This is a genomic window from Brachybacterium sp. GPGPB12 (assembly GCF_038396325.1).
GTDB classification, from domain to species: Bacteria; Actinomycetota; Actinomycetes; order Actinomycetales; family Dermabacteraceae; genus Brachybacterium; species Brachybacterium conglomeratum.
Window position 1 is genome coordinate 1,891,893 of the sequence record NZ_CP149573.1, and the last position, 15,495, is coordinate 1,907,387.

Genomic DNA, 15,495 nt, shown 5'->3' on the forward strand with positions numbered 1-15,495 from the left:
TGCGGTGACCAGCGCCCGCCGGGGCGGATGGTGCGCCGGAGCCCCGCGTCAGGCGGGGGCGCCGCGGCGGGTCTGCGGCGCGATGAGCACGCCGATCAGCGGCGCGCCGACCACGAGCGCGAGCCCGCCCACGGCCACGGCGCCGCTGACGCCGAGCGCCGCGCCGAGCCAGCCGATCGTGATCCCGTTGCCGGTGCGCATGCCGGCGCCGATCATCGAGTAGACGCCGACGACGCGGCCGCGCTGGTCCTCCGGGGCGCGCAGCCTGCACGAGCGCCTGCCCGATCGCGGTCGCGGCGAGATTCGCGACGCCGCCGATCACCAGCGCGATCAGCCCGATCGGATAGCTGGTCGTGGTCGCGACGATCAGCGAGGTCAGCCCGAACATCACCGCCGCGATCACCGCACCGCGCACGTCGACCTTCAGGATCCCGGTGGCCTCGAGCAGGAAGCCGCCCACCACTCCCCCGATCCCGTTGGCGAACAGGAGTGCGCCGTAGCCGAGACCGCCCTCGTCCCCGGCGCCGAGCACCTGGGCGAAGTTCGGCATCGCCACCTGCAGCGACGCGCCGACGCACACCGCGATCAGGCCGGCGAGCGCGATCATCCCCACCAGCACCTTGTCGCCGCCGACGGTGCGCAAGACCCGCGGGGTGTCGAGGATCGAGACCCGCTCGCGGCGCACGAAGCCGCCGCGGGAGTGGCCGGTGAACGGGGTGCGCAAGCATCAGCGGCGTCATCGGCAGGTAGAAGACGATGTTGGCGAGGATCCCCCACGTCGGCCCCAGGAGCAGCAGCAGGACCGAGCCGACGACCGGACCCGCGAGCACGCCGACGGACTTGAACGTCGCGTTCAGCCGCACCGCGCTCGGCGACTCGGCGGGCTCGGCGAAGTCGTGCGGCATCAGCCGCTCGGCCGGACCCCACAGCGCCCCGGCGCGCCGTGCGAAGACCAGCAAGACGCAGGCGCTCCACATCTCCAGCGTCCCCGTCAGGAACAGCAGGCCCCAGCTCAGGGACACGAACGCGAACAGGCCCTGGGCGATCTGGATGATGCGTCGGCAGTCGTACTTCTCCGCGAGACCGCCGAACAGCACCGAGAACAGCAGGAACGGCGACCAGTGGCTGATCACCTGGAAGCCCACCAGCCACGGCGAGGCGAACACCTCCCACAGCACCCAGTAGGTGATCACGTGCTCGATGTTGTCGCCCATCATCGACAGGCCGGCGGTCATCAGATACGCGCGCGAGTGACGGTCTCGGAGCGGGCCGAAGCGGCGCAGGGTCGGCGTGGCCGTGGGGATCGACCTTCTTCGTGGATCTCGTGGGGCGGGGCAGGCTTCTCGTGCGGAGCCCGTCTGCGCCGGAGAGGCGCTGGTCAGAGGGCCGGGGTCGGGCTCAGCCTATGGTCGGGCGCCGACAGCGGACCAGTGCGGCCCGGCAGAAGAGACTTCGCAGACAGGGCCGCGTCACTCGGGCCCTGGATAGCTCTTAAGGTGGTCTGCCACGGTCAACCATCCAACTTTAAGAGTTTTCCTTGGATCGACGACCAGTCCGAGCGTGCACCCTTCACCCCGGCCCAGCAGGGCGTGCCGTCGGCCGGAGCCGCATCCGCTGGTCATCGGTGATTCTCCTGTCGTCGGTGCGCGTCCCCCGTACTGCCCCGTCAGCCCCTCACGGCTCCAGCAAGACCGCGAACAGCTCGAGGGTCTGCTGCAGCTGGATCGAGGGCTCGAGCGACCATTGGATCTGCAGGCCGTCCGAGGCGGCGACGATCAGCGCCGCCATCTGCTCGGGGTCGACGTCGGCTCGCACCCGGCCCGCGGCCTGGTCCTCGCGCAGGCGGGTCGCGAGGCCGCCGCGCACGTTCTCGAAGCGGGCGGTGAAGAACTCCTTCGCCGGTCCGCGCTCGCTCTCCAGCGAGGTCGCCACCAGCGTCGAGTAGAGCTGGACGAGCCCCGGCACCTCGAGGTTCGCCATCGCGGCATTGGCCATCACCTCGACGGCGAGCTCGTCGTCGAGGGCGGTGGGACCTTCCCGCTCGAGACGGTCGAGGTCGCGTCGGCGCTCGGCGTGCTCGTAGACGGCGACAAGCGGCTCCTCGCGGGAGGAGAAGTAGTGCAGCAGCGCGCCGTGGGAGACGCCGATGGCCTCGGCGATCCGGCGCAGCGAGGTGCCGTCGGCGCCGCGGTCGCGGAACACCTCGATGGCGCGGTCGAGGATCTCCCGCCTCCGCGCGATGCCCTTGGAGTAGGAGCCCTGGCGGCCGATGCCGCGGGCCCGCGGCGCTCCGGCGGCCGACGGACCAGCCGGTCCGGCGGCGTCGTCGGCAGGACTCACGGGGCCGTCTGCAGAGGTCCCGGGATCCCCGGCGGGGCTCGAGGCGGAGCTCGCGGCAGGGTTCGCGGGGTCCTCGGCGGGCTCGTCGTCGGTGCTCATGGCGCCACAGTATGCGCCGTCGGCCGCCGATCCCAGGCAAAACCTCCAACTGGTGGGATCCGGTGCTACGCTGTCGCCCACGCACCGTCCCCGTGCCCGGACGACCACCTCGGGCACGGCGACCGCGGTGCGACCCGCCCTCTGACGACGACGTACCGAAAGCAGGTCACCCGTGGCATTGCCCCTCGCCTCCGTCCAGCTGTACACGCTGGCCGCGGAGTTCTCCGCTGACATGAACGGCTCCCTCGACAAGCTCGCCGGCATCGGCCTGAAGAACGTCGAGGCCTTCGACTTCGTGCGCCGGCCGAAGGAGATCCGCGCGGCGCTGGACGCCTCCGGCCTCGCCTCCCCCACCGGCCACGCCCCGCCGCTCTCCGACGAGCTGTGGACCCCGGACGGCTCCATCCCCACCCCCTCCAACGAGGTCGTGTTCGAGGCCGCCGCCGAGATCGGCATGAAGACCGTCATCGACCCGATGGTCCCCACCGAGCGCTGGCTCACCGAGGACGGCGTGAAGGACATCGCCGAGCGCCTCAACGCCGCCTCCGAGAAGGCGAAGGAGTTCGGCCTCGCGGTCGGCTACCACAACCACGCCCAGGAGTTCCTCGCGGACTTCGACGGCCAGACCGCCTACCAGCGCTTCCTGTCGCTGATCGATCCGTCGGTCGAGATCGAGCTGGACCTGTACTGGGCCCTCGTCGGCGGCCAGGACGTCGTCGCGCTGGTGCAGGAGCTCGGCGACCGCCTCGTCGCGATCCACGTCAAGGACGGCATCAAGCCCGAGTCCAACCCCTTCGCTCCCGGCGCCCCGAAGTTCAGCTCCTCGAGCCTGGACCAGCGCCACGCCGGCCAGGGCGAGGTGCCCACCGTCGAGGCGATGAAGGCCGCGACGAACGTCAAGTACGCCGTCATCGAGTACGACAACGCCCCCGGCGACGTCTTCGCGGACGTCGAGAACAGCTACCGCTTCCTGATCGACGGAGGACTCGCAGCATGAGCACCCCTTTCAACGGCCCCGTGGGCGTCGGCTTCATCGGCACCGGAGTCATCTCCGACCAGTACCTGACGAACCTCACCACCTTCCCCGACCTCGAGGTCCTGATCCTCGGCGATCTCAACACCGAGGTCGCCGCGGCCCAGGCCGAGAAGTACGGCATCCCCGCCTCCGGCACCGCGCAGGACGTGCTGGACCACCCGGGCGTGCAGGTCGTCGTGAACCTGACCATCCCCGCCGTGCACACGGAGATCTCCTCGCAGGCGATCGCCGCGGGCAAGCACGTGTGGACCGAGAAGCCGCTGGGCCTGGACCGCGAGTCCACCGCCGCGCCGCTCAAGCAGGCCGACGAGGCCGGGTCGCGCATCGGTCGCGCCCCCGACACCGTGCTCGGCGCCGGCGTCCAGACCGCCAAGCGCGCGATCCTCGACGGCCTCATCGGGCGCCCGCTGTTCGCGCAGACCTCCATGCAGTGGCAGGGCCCGGAGGTGTTCCACCCCAACCCCGCCTTCCTCTTCGCCAAGGGCGCGGGCCCGCTGCTCGACATCGGCCCCTACTACTTCACCACCCTGGTGAGCCTGTTCGGCACCGTCGAGAAGGTCGCCGCGATGGGTCTGAAGGCGCAGGAGGAGCGCGAGATCCTCGTCGGCCCGAACAAGGGGCAGAAGTTCCCCGTCGAGCCGCCGTCGACCATCTCGGTGCTCACCCAGTTCGAGGGCGGCCAGACCGGCACGTCGCTGGTCAGCTTCGACTCGCCGCTGGCCCGTCAGGGCATCGTCGAGATCCATGGCACCGAGGGGTCGCTGTCGATCCCCGACCCGAACATGTTCGAGGGCCGCATCGCCTACGTGCGCCCCTTCGAGTCCTTCGGCGAGGCCCCGCCCGAGCAGGAGTGGATCGAGATCCAGCAGGAGGGCCCGGTCACCGGCCGCGGCCTGGGCCTGCTGGACATGGTCCGCGCCATCCAGGAGGACCGCCCGCACGTGGCGAGCGGCGAGGTGGGCTACCACGTGCTGGACATCATGCTCTCCGCGGAGGAGTCGGCCGAGCGCGGCGAGTTCGTCACCGTCGAGTCCTCGGTGGACACCGTGCCGGTGTCGCCCGAGGGCTTCGACCCGCTGGCGAGGACGCTCTGAGCAGGGGGTTCTCAGCAGAGCGTCCGAGCAGGGCGCTCTGACCAGGGCCTCCGCAGGATTCTGACCCGCCGGGGTCGGCGCGAGCGATCGCATCGGCCTCGGCGGGTTGTTGCGTGGGTGGGGGCAGGACGGGACGGCGCGGGGTGCGGGCTGGACGGGGCAGACCGGGCAACACGCGATCGAGACCTGAGTTTGTGATGGTATGAGGCCCAATACCGTCACATCGCCACGTCTCGGCGGCGGGAAGCGACGTCGTGGACCCGGCCGGCGCGGGGCCGGTGAGCTTTTGTGGCCGTGAGGACTCATCTGCGGGCTCGCATGAGTCGCCGCAGGCACAAAACTTTCGGCCCGAGCGAGGTCCTGCATGACGCGCCGTCGCAGGTCGGCCGGTCAGCAGACATGGGCTTTCGAGCACGCCATTCGCCCATGTTCGCTATCCCTGCGTCGTGGATCTGTCCACCGGCCTGCCCGCGGTCGGGCCGCGTCGGCTCGGCGTCGGACCGCTCCCCTAGCCTGGGCGCCATGACGTCCCCGCGGCCTGCCGTCTCGCCCGACACCCCGCCGAGCGCCCACCCGCACGCGAGAGATGAGGACAAATCTGCGCACGCCGGGGCTGAGGGCAAATCTGCGCGGGCCGGGGACGAGAAGCTCTCGCGTCGGGTCGACCTCGTGATGGAGGGCGGCGGGGTCAAGGGCATCGCCCTGGCCGGCGCCGTCGAGGTGCTCGAGGAGCGCGGCTACCGGGTGAACCGGGTGGCGGGCTCCTCCGCCGGCGCGATCGCGGGAGCGCTGGCCACCTCTGGGATCGCCGGCGCGGAGATGGTGGAGATCCTGCGCGGAACGGACTACCGGGCGTTCGAGGACGGGCCGCGGTGGACCCGGACGATGCTGGGCAAGGGCCTGGCGATCCTCACGCACCTGGGTGTGCATCGCGGGGACGCGCTCGCGGCCTGGCTCGAGCGGCAGCTGGAAGAGCACGCAGGACCGGACTGGACCGGCACCTTCGCGGATCTGCGCTACCGCGACCCCGACCCGGACGAGCAGCTGAGCGGAGCGCAGGCCTTCCGCCTGGTGGTGACCGCCTCGGATCTGAGCGCGGGCCGCCTGCGCTATCTGCCGACGGACGCCGACGCCTTCGGCACCGCGCCGGAGCAGCCTGCGGGTGGTCGAGGCGGTGCGGGCCTCGGCCTCGATCCCGCTGTTCTTCCGCCCCGTGCGGTGGAAGAACACCCACGGCAGGACGTCCGTGCTGGTCGACGGCGGGATGCTCTCGAACTTCCCGACCTCGGTCTACGACCGCCCAGGCGGCGAGCCGCCCCGCTGGCCCACCTTCGGCCTCAAGCTCTCCGCGAAACCCGAGGCGGACTTCGGTGTGCGCAACCACATCCGGGGCCCGCTCTCCTTCGGCAAGGCGGTGGTGGACACCGTCACCGGGTTCTACGACCGGATGCACATCGACGCCTCCCACGCCGTGGCGCGCACGATCTTCATCGACACCGCCGCGGTGCGTCCCACCCAGTTCGACCTCTCCGAGGCCGAGCGTGAGCCGCTGTATCGCGAGGGCCGCACGGCGGCGACGAAGTTCCTCGACGGGGACGAGGCGCACGAGGCGTGGGACTTCGAGCGGTACGTGGCGCGGTTCCGGGCATAGGGGCCGGAGCCGGTCGCCGCGTGCCGCCATGCACGCCGGCTCGTGGCGAGCGGCATCGAGTACGCCGTGTCCGGGCCGCTCGCTGTGCGGGAGGATCGCACCGCTGCGACCTCCCCGGATCCCTCCTGCGCGGAAGCATCCTTCTTCCCGCGGAATCGTTCCCGCACCGCACGCTCATGTGGTTCTCCATGGCCGCGGTGCGCCCAGGTGATGAGGGCGATCCAGGTGGCGCTCGAGACCAGCCCCGCCTCGGCGGAGGCCATGATTCCGGAGAAGAACGGCGGCCCCCTCAGCACCGCGATACTGAGGTGCGTGCCGAGCAGGATGATCAGCTGGCCGAGGATCTCGCGGTGGGGCCACCAGCAGTGGGAGCCGAGTCATCACCTGGTTCATCGACGCCGACACTCCGAGTACGGGGTCGCCATCATGCGCATCGCCACCGGAGAAGTACAGGCTCCATTGGCTCAGTCCCCGCCCCCGTCGGAGGGGGCCGAGGTTCTCGGGGCGACTCCACCTGATTCGACCAGTTCGGTCACCTCGTCGTCGTCGAGGATCCGCCAGGGCGAGGTGCTCGCGTCGACGTGAGCGCTCTCGGGGCTGTCGCCCTGGGTCCACCAGCGGGCCTGGTAGAGGGTGCCGTCGAACAGCACGATCTCTCCGCCTTCATAGGTGGCGGATCCGGTCCATGCGGGCGCGATGTCGTCGGGCACCTCGAGGGTGGGGGCGGGGGTCTCCCTGGGAGAACCGGCCCGATCAGGGTCCATGGCGTCTCGGAGTCCTGGAGCACGGGGTTGTCAGGCGCCTCGCCCTCGTTCCACCACTTGGCGATGTACACGTTGCCCCGCCACACCACCTTGGTGCCGGCGGTGTAGGCGTTGCGTTCGCTCCAGAACTGGTAGGGGCTGAATCGGGATGACAGAGCAGGAGCGCGGGCACGTATTCGAGAACTTCTATCGCACCGAGCATGTGCGCAACGCCGCGGTCCCCGGCACCGGGCTGGGGCTCGCGATCTCCCGCGGATTCGTGCGCGCCCACGGGGGCGACATCACGGTCGCCTCGGAACGGGGCGTGGGTTCGAGCTCCACGGTGCGCCTGCCCGTCGAGGGGCCTGCCGAGCAATGACCGCCGCCCGGAACTCCTGGCCTCTGCCGTAGTGCATTCCTCGATGGAGGTCGACGTCGCCTCCATCGCCACTCCCACTCCTTGCACGGGGTGCGCTTTCCTGCTCTCGGACGTCGTCACCGCACACGCGCCGAGACCCGCACTGCGGAGCCGCATGGGTTCTCGGAGATGTCCTCCACGAGTTCGAGCGAGAGCAGACGGTGATGCCTGTAGAGATCGATGCGATCGCGAGCCGTCGTCTCTGCACCAAGGACATCGCAGACGGCCCCGTCGGTGTCGAGCAGATCGGCACGAATCCGGGCGCTGGTGATCTTGCCCTCCTCGTCCAGCGCACCCTCGGCACACCAGGCGACCGTCCTTGCGAGAGCCGTTGGCGATGGTGCAGGTGGTCACGTGAAGGGATGCGAGTGCTCGCACTTCGTCATCGGCATCACCCAACGGCATCTGCGCCACCAGGACTGCCTCGTCGGAGCCGTCCGCGAGAGTGCGCGGGAGGCCTTCCTCTTCGGCGGCGAGCGCACGGCCATGCACCGGTTCCGCGTGCCAGCTGGAGCACCCCTGGGACTGACGGCGCGCATCGCGCATGAGCGCCGCGCCGCCGCGAGAGCTGACGTCCGCTCTGACATCTACGGTCTGCGCGATCTCCGTCTTCGCTGCGGTGCTCTCGCACTCCGGTGCCCGCGATTCAAGAGCGCCGGTCGCGCTCCGCGGAATGATCGGCCGACGGGCTCGAGGGACCGGCGGCGGGGTCCTCCTGGTCGCGTCCGGCGCTCTCGCGCAGGTTCCGGCCGCGCTCGACGTCCGCCGCGTACTTCTTCGCCTTCTTGTCGCTGGCCTTGGTGTCGCGCGGCGGCGGCTGCGGCTCCTCCTCCGCGGGTATGCCGGCCTGCGGCTCGCGGCCGCGCTCGATCTCGCTGTCCACCTCGGCACCGAACAGCAGGATCACGTTGATCAGGTAGATCCACAACAGCAGGATGATCACGCCGGCCAGCGCGCCGTAGGTGGCGTCATAGCCGCCGAAGTTCGAGACGTAGAGGAAGAAGCCGACGCTCGCGAGCACGGCGACGGCGATCGCGATCAGCGCACCGAGGCTGACCCAGCGGAACCGGGGTCGCTGCACGTTGGGCGTCGCGTAGTAGAGCGGCGCCACCACCAGCACCACAATCGCGGCCAGCACGAACCACTTCGCGATATTCCACACCGTCACGGCGACCGAGCCCAGGCCGATGGCGCGCCCACGGCCTCGGCGACGGGCCCGGAGAGCACGAAGATCAGCAGACCCACCGCACCGAGGATCAGGAACAGCGCGGTCAGCAGGTACATCTGCAGGTTGAGCGCGATCGCCCCGCGCCCCTCGGGCACGTCGTGGATGATGTTCATCGCCCGGCCGAAGGCCTTGGTGTAGGTCGAGGCCGACCACAGCGCCGTGATCAGGCCGATGATCAGGCCGAGCCCGGCGGCGGGCGCGGTGAGGATCGATTCGAGCGCGGGGCGCACCGTCTCCCAGGCGTCGGGCGGCACGATGCCCTCTGCCTGGTCGAGCACCGAGGTGACCGACTGCTCGTCCTGCCCGAAGAGGCTGAGGATCGACACCAGCGCGATCAGGGCGGGGAAGATCGACAGGACAGCGCGGTAGGTCAGGCCCGCGGCGAGGTCGGTGCAGGCGTCGGCCGAGAACTCTCGGATGGTGGTGCCAAGACGTACTTCCACGACGGTGCGGTCACCTCCGCAGGCGAGTCCGGCTTGCGGGGATCCTCCGGGTCGGGTGCGTCGGCGGGGTGGGCGTCGGGCTCGGTGCTCTTCGCGGTCATGCTCGCTCCTCTTTCCTGCTCACGAGCGCGGGCCGAGCCCTGGCGGGACCCGCACAGGCCCCTCGAGGCCCGCGGCGGGGCGCCCGCACTCCTGAAACGATCAGACCACGCGATCGGCGCCGCGGGCACGTCCTGGGCGGCGCCACGGCGCGCAAGCGAGCGCACCCGCAGGTGGGGCGCGGTGCGACCACCGTGACCGTCCGGTCGGGTTCCTTCACAAGATGCCTGCGTTCGCCGCAGCGTCGCAGGTGAGCGCCGGATGCTGTGGATCTCTGCGGCCCGTCCCGGCCGGCTCCTGGCTGAGCGGACCGTGACGTCCCTAAGCTGTGGCCAGTACCACGTACGGGCCGGGCGCGCCTCGCCCCGGCCCCCGCGGCCCCCGCTCCGGGCGGGCGCCGCGGACACTGCGAAGGGAGCACGTTGTGACCACCTCTCGACCCCCCGGTGAACCGTCCGTCGCCGACCTCGTGGACCGTTTGTCGGAGCAGACCGCACGGCTGGTGCGGGACGAGCTGAAGCTCGCCCGCGCCGAGTACACCGAGAAGGCCAAGCAGGGCGGGACTGCCGCCGGGCTGTTCGGCGCGGGCGCGATCCTCGCCTGGTTCGGCGTCGGCACGCTCCTGGCGACGCTGATCCTGGTCCTGGCGCTGTTCCTGCCGGCCTGGGCGGCGGCATTGATCGTGACCGCCGCCGTGTTCATCGCAGCGGGGATCGCCGCGGCCGCTCGGCAAGAAGAAGGCCGAGGGCCTCACCCCCGCGCCGGAGCGCACGGTCGAGACCGTGCGCCGCGACGCCCGAGAGATCAAGGAGCGGATCTGACATGTCCCACTCAGTCGCCATGCCCGGCCAGGGCGAGAACGACCGCGTGAACCCCGGCGCCGGCGAACCCCGCGAACCGGCCGACGACGCGAGCCCCGACGAGATCGAGGCCGACATCGCGCGCACCCGCCGCGAGCTGGGCGAGACGGTCGAGGCCCTCTCCGACAAGCTCGACCCGAAGGCGCAGGCCGATGAGCAGATCAGTCGGCTCACGCACCGCGCCCGTGAGCAGGTCGACCACGCCCGCGAGAGCGCACGGTCCACGCTCTCCCACGCCCGGCACACAGCCGCCGACCCGCACAGCCCCGTCCCGGCGGCGCTCGCCGCGGTCGCCGGCGCGACCGTGTTCGCCGCCGTCGGCCTGCTGATCACCCGCCGGCGCTGACCCGGCCCTCCCGGCCGCGTCCGCCACACTGCACTGCACTGCGCGAAGGAGCACCCCATGGCCCATCGGAAGCCCACCAGCACGTCCGCGAAGATCCTGTACCGGCCCGTCGGCCTGGCGAGCGGGATCCTCAGCGGCGCCCTCTCCGGGGTGCTGTTCAAGCGGCTCTGGAAGGTCGCCTCTCCCTCACGATCGAAGGACACCCCCAAGGCGCTCGAGTCCGAGTTCCCGCCGCGGGAGATCCTCATCGCCGCCGCGCTCCAGGGCGCGATCTACGCGACGGTCAAGGCGCTCGTGGACCGTGGCGGCGCCCGAGCCTTCGAGAAGACGTTCGGGGAGTGGCCCGGCGACTGACGCGTCCGGAGACACCACCGGACCGATCGACCAGGAGACGAGGTACCGAGATGACCAGCACACCGATGCACCACCCTGATGACGAGGCGCGCCCCAACCCGGAGGACCAGGGGGAGGAGAGCTCGTCGACGGACGAGATCGAGGACCTCGTCGACGAGCGCACCAAGAGGCTTTCCCGCGAGGAGGCCGAGCGGCGACGACGGCATCATCGAGGCGCGAGAGGACGAGATCGATGCGGAGGAGCGGACCGAGCCGGGAAGCGGCTACGGGCACTGACCCGTCGGTCGCCCCGGGGCCGTCGGGCCGGCCGGGGGTCCGCGCCGCCTGAGCCCGACGCTGAGGGTCCAGGCGGCGAGGCCCCTCTGAGCGGTCGCGGAAGACCCGGGACGGACCAGGCCGGCAGTGCGTACTGTGGGTGCATCTCCGCCCCCCTCACCGGCAAGGTTCCTCGATGTCCTCCGTGCTGCGACTGCCCGGGCCGGCGCTCCCGCTCGGTGCGCTCCTGATCATCGTGACGGTCTCGCTGGGCCGCGGGATCGACGTCTTCTATCTGCTGGGGGTCGCGCTCGTCGTGCTGGGCCTGGTCGGCCAGTTCCTCCGGACCCGCCTCCAGCGCCCCTCGCAGGAGCAGGACCCGGTGCCGGTCGCGGTGCCGGTGTGCGGGCGGTGGCGCGGCCTGAACTCCCCCGCCTCATCGGTCCCGTCTCACACCCATCATCTCGCGCAGACCTACGCCCTGGACATCACCCACGAGCCCGAGGGCGCCTCGCCCCGGGCCCTGGATCCGTTCTGGGCGCCGATGCGTCGGCCCGAGGGGTTCCCGTCCTTCGGGCAGGAGGTGCTCGCCCCGTTCGACGGGGAGGTGATCGCTGTGCACGGCACCAGCCGCGACCATCTCAGCCGCCTCTCCCTGCCCGGCATCGCGTACCTGCTGCTCGAGGGATTCGTGCGCGGCCTCGGCTCGCCGCGGCACCTGCTGGGCAACCACGTCATGGTGGGCGCGGCCGGGAGCGGGGAGGCCCCCGACGACGGGGCCGACGTCCCTGCCGGGACGGTCGCGGTGCTCGCCCATCTCCGGCGCGGCTCGCCCACGGTGCGGGCGGGTGAGCGGGTGCGGGCCGGTCAGGTGCTCGGGCAGTGCGGTAACTCCGGCAACTCCTCCGATCCGCACGTCCACGTCCAGCTCATGGACGGGCCCGACATCACCACTGCGAAGGGTGTGCCGTTCACCTGGCGCTATCTCGACGAGGAGGGCGCGGTGCGGACCGGGGTGCCCGCGAACGAGGAGCTGTTCACCGCGGTCGCGGAGGGCGCCGCCCGCTGACACCGGCACGGTGCCCGTCGGTCCCGGCTCAGCGGGCGACGACTCCCAGGTGCGCGGCGAGCGCCTCGGCCTGGTCCCGCACGACGAAGCCGGTCGCCTCGATCTTCGCGAGGTCCAGCACCGAGTCGCGGGGGCGCGGCGCGATGGTGCCGTCGCCCTCAGCCCTCCCCTGGGCGCGCGTAGTACTCGGCCGTCGGCACCGGGGTGACGCGGCGCGGGTCGTGGCCGGTCAGCGCATACACCTGGCGCGCGATCCCGGCCCAGCTCGTCGGCTCCCCGCCGGCGCTGAGGTTGTACATCCCCGGCTCGGGCCGCACCGTGAGCAGGTGCTCGATCGCGGCGGCGAGGTCGTCCGTGAAGGTCAGCCGGCCGATCTGGTCGTCGACCACGCTCGGGTCGATGCCGCGCTCTGCGAGGCTCGCCATGGTCGCGATGAAGTTCCTCCCCTCCCCCACCACCCAGCTGGTGCGCGACGAAGTGCTCCGGCAGGGTCGCGACGAGCCGGTCGCCGGCGGCCTTGGTCTGCCCGTAGACGCCGAGCGGGGTCAGCGGCTCCGCCTCGTCATGGACCTCCGCCGTGCCGTCGAAGACGTAGTCGCTCGAGACGTGGACGAGGGCGGCGCGCTGGGCGCGGGCGGCCTCGACGAGCCGGGCGACGCCGTCGACGTTCACGGCCCAGGCCTCGGCCCGGCCCTCCGGCGTCTCGGCGGCGTCGACGGCGGTGTGCGCGGCGGCGTTGACGATCGTGCCGTAGGGGCGGAAGTCGAAGGCGGCGACGGACTGCGCGGATGCGAGGTCCAGGCGGTCGCGGCCGACGAGGTCCACGTCGGCCCGCCCCTGCCAGCGCGCGGCGAGCGCGCGCCCCAGCTGACCGCTCGCGCCGACGACGAGGGTGCGGCGCGGCGGGACCGGGGCAACGTCCGCCAGGCGCGGGTGGTTCAGGTCCTTCTCCGAGAGCTCCGCCTCCGCGAGCGGGATCGGCCAGGGGATCGCGGCGGTCTCGTCGGCGAGGTTCAGGAAGGTGTACTGCGACTGCGCGGCGGCGGACCAGTGGTCGTTGACCAGGTAGGTGTAGGCCGAGGGCGCCTCGAGGGTCTGGAAGGCGTTGCCCACCCCGCGGGGCACGAAGATCGCGACCTCCGGGGTGATCTCGTGCCAGAACACGGCGCCGAAGGAGTCGCCCTCGCGCAGGTCCACCCAGGCGCCGAACACGCGCCCGGTCGCGACGGAGATGTACTTGTCCCAGGGCTCGGCGTGGATGCCGCGGGTGACGCCGGGGGCCTGGTTGAAGGAGATGTTGTTCTGGACGGGGCCGAAGTCCGGCGGCCCGGCGGCGAGCATCTTCTCGCGCCGCCAGTTCTCCTTGAACCAGCCTCGCGCATCCCCGTGGACGGGCAGGTCCACGACGAGCAGGCCGGGGATCGGGGTCTCGTGGACGACGGGCGGCGCGGTCACTGGCCCACCTGCGCGTACTTCGCCTCGGTCGCGACCTTCTGGCCCCGCCACCAGTCCTCGTTCTCCCGGTACCAGTCGACGGTCGCGGCGAGGCCGGCGGCGAAGTCCGGGTAGGCCGGGGCCCAGCCGAGCTCCTCGCGCGCCTTGGTGGAGTCGATCGCGTAGCGCAGGTCGTGGCCGGGACGGTCGGTGACGTGGTCGAAGTTGTCGGCCTCCCGCCCCATCAGCCGCAGCAAAGCATCCGCACGACCTCGAGGTTGTTCCTCTCCCCGTCGGCGCCGATCAGGTAGGTCTCCCCGATCCGGCCCTTCTCCAGGATCGTCAGGACCGCGGAGGAGTGGTCGTCGGCGTGGATCCAGTCGCGCACGTTCTCGCCCTTCCCGTAGAGGCGGGGGCGGATCCCATCGATCAGGTTCGTGATCTGGCGGGGGATGAACTTCTCCACGTGCTGGCGGGGGCCGTAGTTGTTCGAGCAGTTCGAGAGCGTGGCCTGCACCCCGAAGGAGCGCACCCAGGCGCGGACCAGCAGGTCGCTGCCGGCCTTGGTGGCGGAGTAGGGGCTGGAGGGGTTGTACGGGGTGGTCTCGGTGAACCGCTCGGAATCGTCCAGCGCGAGATCGCCGTAGACCTCGTCGGTCGAGATGTGGTGGTAGCGGGTGCCGTGCCTCCGCGCCGCCTCGAGCAGGGTGAAGGTGCCGGTGAGGTTGGTGTGCAGGAACGGGGACGGGTCCGCCAGGGAGTTGTCGTTGTGGGACTCGGCCGCGTAGTGCACGATCGCGTCGCCCTCGCCGGTCAGCGGCGCGACGAGTCGCTCGACCAGCGCCGCATCGGCGACATCGCCCTCGACCAGGCGCACCCGGTCCTCGGGAAGCCCCGCGAGGGAGGCGGCGGAGCCGGCGTAGGTGAGCTTGTCCAGCACGGTCACTCGCGCGTCGGTGTGCGCGAGGACGTGGTGGACGAAATTGCTGCCGATGAAGCCGGCACCGCCGGTGACGAGCAGGTGGGGGGACATCAGCGGGAACCTCCGGGGACGCGTTCGCGGTCGAGGACGTCGAGCAGGTAGCGGCCGTAGCCGGACTTTACCAGGGGCGCGCCCGGTCGCGCGCGACTCCTCGTCGGAGAGGTGGCCCATCCGCCAGGCGACCTCCTCGGGGGAGCCGATGGACAGGCCCTGCCGCTTCTGGACGGTGGCGATGAACTCGCCGGCCGCGGCGAGGTCGTCGAAGGTGCCGGTGTCGAGCCAGGCGGTGCCGCGGGTGAGCACCTCGACCTGCAGCCGCCTGTCCTCGAGGTAGCCGCAGTTGAGGTCCGTGATCTCCAGCTCGCCGCGGGCAGAGGGCCGCGGCGCCTTCGCCCGCTCGACGACGGTGTGGTCGTAGAAGTACAGGCCCGGCACGGCGAGGTTCGAGCGGGGCGCGGCGGGCTTCTCCTCGAGGGAGAGCGCGCGGCCGTCCTCGCCCATCTCCACCACGCCGTAGGAGCGAGGGTCGCTGACCCAGTAGCCGAACACCGCGGCGCCGTCGACCTCCGCGTAGCGGCGCGCTGGGTGCCCATGCCCTGGCCGTAGAAGAGGTTGTCGCCGAGGATCAGCGCGCGCCGCTGCCCGTCCAGGAACTCCTCCCCCAGCACGAACGCCTGGGCGAGGCCGTCCGGGGAGGGCTGGACGGTGTACTCGAGCTCGATCCCGAAGCGGGACCCGTCGCCGAGGACGCGCTGGAAGGCGGCCTGGTCCTCGGGGGTGGTGATGATCAGGATCTCCCGGATCCCCGCGAGCATCAGGGTGCTCAGCGGGTAGTAGATCATCGGCTTGTCGTAGACGGGCATCAGCCGCTTGGAGACGCCGAGGGTGAGCGGGTGCGACCGGGAGCCCGTGCCGCCCGCGAGGATGATTCCGCGCATGTGCCCATTCTGGCAGGCGAGAGGCGGAATCCTTCGTCCGTTCCGCGGGATGTGGCCGACACGGCAGGCGGCGCGGCCGACGGGCGCCGACGCCTTCGAGGACGTC

General features: G+C 71.4%; 14 protein-coding genes and 4 pseudogenes. 9 read left to right on the forward strand and 9 right to left on the reverse strand.

From position 1 onward, the window contains the following. Window positions 1–48 precede the first annotated feature (48 nt). From WKH84_RS11040 to WKH84_RS11050, 3 genes are all read right to left on the reverse strand, one after another. On the reverse strand, window positions 49–216 hold the full coding sequence (locus WKH84_RS11040) for a hypothetical protein (protein ID WP_341856650.1): 168 nt from the start codon (window positions 214–216) through the stop codon (window positions 49–51). Then, window positions 213–1,235 carry an MFS transporter gene (locus WKH84_RS11045; RefSeq protein ID WP_341856651.1) on the reverse strand — a complete coding sequence of 341 codons (1,023 nt, stop codon included), beginning with the start codon at window positions 1,233–1,235 and terminating at the stop codon, window positions 213–215. Before WKH84_RS11045 ends, WKH84_RS11040 begins: the two co-directional genes overlap by 4 nt. Before the next feature lie 439 nt (window positions 1,236–1,674). Then, window positions 1,675–2,439 carry a TetR/AcrR family transcriptional regulator gene (locus WKH84_RS11050; RefSeq protein WP_341856652.1) on the reverse strand — a complete coding sequence of 255 codons (765 nt, stop codon included), beginning with the start codon at window positions 2,437–2,439 and terminating at the stop codon, window positions 1,675–1,677. A 172-nt stretch (window positions 2,440–2,611) separates the two neighbouring features. On the opposite strand from WKH84_RS11050, the gene WKH84_RS11055 reads away from it, so the two are divergent. The 4 genes and pseudogenes from WKH84_RS11055 to WKH84_RS11070 all read left to right on the forward strand — a co-directional run bounded on the left by WKH84_RS11055 (window position 2,612) and on the right by WKH84_RS11070 (window position 6,220). Continuing rightward, window positions 2,612–3,436 (forward strand): sugar phosphate isomerase/epimerase, encoded by an 825-nt coding sequence (locus WKH84_RS11055; RefSeq protein WP_341856653.1) that lies wholly within the window; start codon window positions 2,612–2,614, stop codon window positions 3,434–3,436. Next, window positions 3,433–4,569: a Gfo/Idh/MocA family oxidoreductase gene (locus tag WKH84_RS11060; protein ID WP_341856654.1), complete on the forward strand. Its 1,137-nt coding sequence runs from the start codon at window positions 3,433–3,435 to the stop codon at window positions 4,567–4,569. The genes WKH84_RS11055 and WKH84_RS11060 overlap by 4 nt, the downstream gene beginning before the upstream one ends. Before the next feature lie 672 nt (window positions 4,570–5,241). Beyond that, a pseudogene (locus WKH84_RS11065) lies at window positions 5,242–5,493 on the forward strand (patatin-like phospholipase family protein); the annotation flags it as partial. Window positions 5,494–5,731: 238 nt separating this feature from the next. After that, a complete protein-coding gene (locus tag WKH84_RS11070; RefSeq protein ID WP_341856655.1) occupies window positions 5,732–6,220 on the forward strand; it encodes a patatin-like phospholipase family protein in 489 nt (162 codons plus the stop codon). Between the two features lie 464 nt (window positions 6,221–6,684). On the opposite strand, the gene WKH84_RS11075 is transcribed toward WKH84_RS11070, so the two are convergent. Then, window positions 6,685–6,984, reverse strand: coding sequence for a carbohydrate-binding protein (locus tag WKH84_RS11075; protein ID WP_341856656.1), 300 nt, complete (start codon window positions 6,982–6,984; stop codon window positions 6,685–6,687). A gap of 148 nt (window positions 6,985–7,132) precedes the next feature. Here WKH84_RS11075 and WKH84_RS11080 point away from each other — a divergent pair, with 148 nt between their 5' ends. Beyond that, the gene (locus tag WKH84_RS11080; RefSeq protein WP_341856657.1) at window positions 7,133–7,342 is read left to right on the forward strand and encodes a HAMP domain-containing sensor histidine kinase; all 210 of its coding nucleotides are present in this window, start codon (window positions 7,133–7,135) and stop codon (window positions 7,340–7,342) included. 685 nt (window positions 7,343–8,027) lie between these two features. On the opposite strand, the gene WKH84_RS11085 is transcribed toward WKH84_RS11080, so the two are convergent. Further along, on the reverse strand, window positions 8,028–8,549 hold the full coding sequence (locus tag WKH84_RS11085) for a YihY/virulence factor BrkB family protein (protein ID WP_341856658.1): 522 nt from the start codon (window positions 8,547–8,549) through the stop codon (window positions 8,028–8,030). Next, window positions 8,546–9,052 (reverse strand): YhjD/YihY/BrkB family envelope integrity protein, encoded by a 507-nt coding sequence (locus WKH84_RS11090; protein WP_341856659.1) that lies wholly within the window; start codon window positions 9,050–9,052, stop codon window positions 8,546–8,548. Before WKH84_RS11090 ends, WKH84_RS11085 begins: the two co-directional genes overlap by 4 nt. A 577-nt stretch (window positions 9,053–9,629) precedes the next feature. On the opposite strand from WKH84_RS11090, the gene WKH84_RS11095 reads away from it, so the two are divergent. From WKH84_RS11095 to WKH84_RS11110, 4 genes are all read left to right on the forward strand, one after another. Then, on the forward strand, window positions 9,630–10,022 hold the full coding sequence (locus WKH84_RS11095; RefSeq protein WP_341856660.1) for a phage holin family protein: 393 nt from the start codon (window positions 9,630–9,632) through the stop codon (window positions 10,020–10,022). Further along, the gene (locus WKH84_RS11100; RefSeq protein ID WP_341856661.1) at window positions 9,974–10,357 is read left to right on the forward strand and encodes a DUF3618 domain-containing protein; all 384 of its coding nucleotides are present in this window, start codon (window positions 9,974–9,976) and stop codon (window positions 10,355–10,357) included. The genes WKH84_RS11095 and WKH84_RS11100 overlap by 49 nt, the downstream gene beginning before the upstream one ends. A 57-nt stretch (window positions 10,358–10,414) precedes the next feature. Continuing rightward, on the forward strand, window positions 10,415–10,711 hold the full coding sequence (locus WKH84_RS11105) for a DUF4235 domain-containing protein (protein ID WP_341856662.1): 297 nt from the start codon (window positions 10,415–10,417) through the stop codon (window positions 10,709–10,711). Between the two features lie 991 nt (window positions 10,712–11,702). After that, window positions 11,703–12,035: a M23 family metallopeptidase gene (locus WKH84_RS11110; RefSeq protein ID WP_341856865.1), complete on the forward strand. Its 333-nt coding sequence runs from the start codon at window positions 11,703–11,705 to the stop codon at window positions 12,033–12,035. 28 nt (window positions 12,036–12,063) lie between these two features. Here WKH84_RS11110 and WKH84_RS11115 read toward each other — a convergent pair. The 3 pseudogenes from WKH84_RS11115 to rfbA all read right to left on the reverse strand — a co-directional run bounded on the left by WKH84_RS11115 (window position 12,064) and on the right by rfbA (window position 15,389). Then, window positions 12,064–13,490 (reverse strand): annotated as a pseudogene (locus tag WKH84_RS11115) (bifunctional dTDP-4-dehydrorhamnose 3,5-epimerase family protein/NAD(P)-dependent oxidoreductase). Next, window positions 13,487–14,502, reverse strand: a pseudogene (gene rfbB / locus WKH84_RS11120) (dTDP-glucose 4,6-dehydratase). The pseudogenes WKH84_RS11115 and rfbB overlap by 4 nt, the downstream one beginning before the upstream one ends. Beyond that, a pseudogene (gene rfbA, locus WKH84_RS11125) lies at window positions 14,502–15,389 on the reverse strand (glucose-1-phosphate thymidylyltransferase RfbA). Before rfbA ends, rfbB begins: the two co-directional pseudogenes overlap by 1 nt. Between the last annotated feature and the right edge of the window lie 106 nt (window positions 15,390–15,495).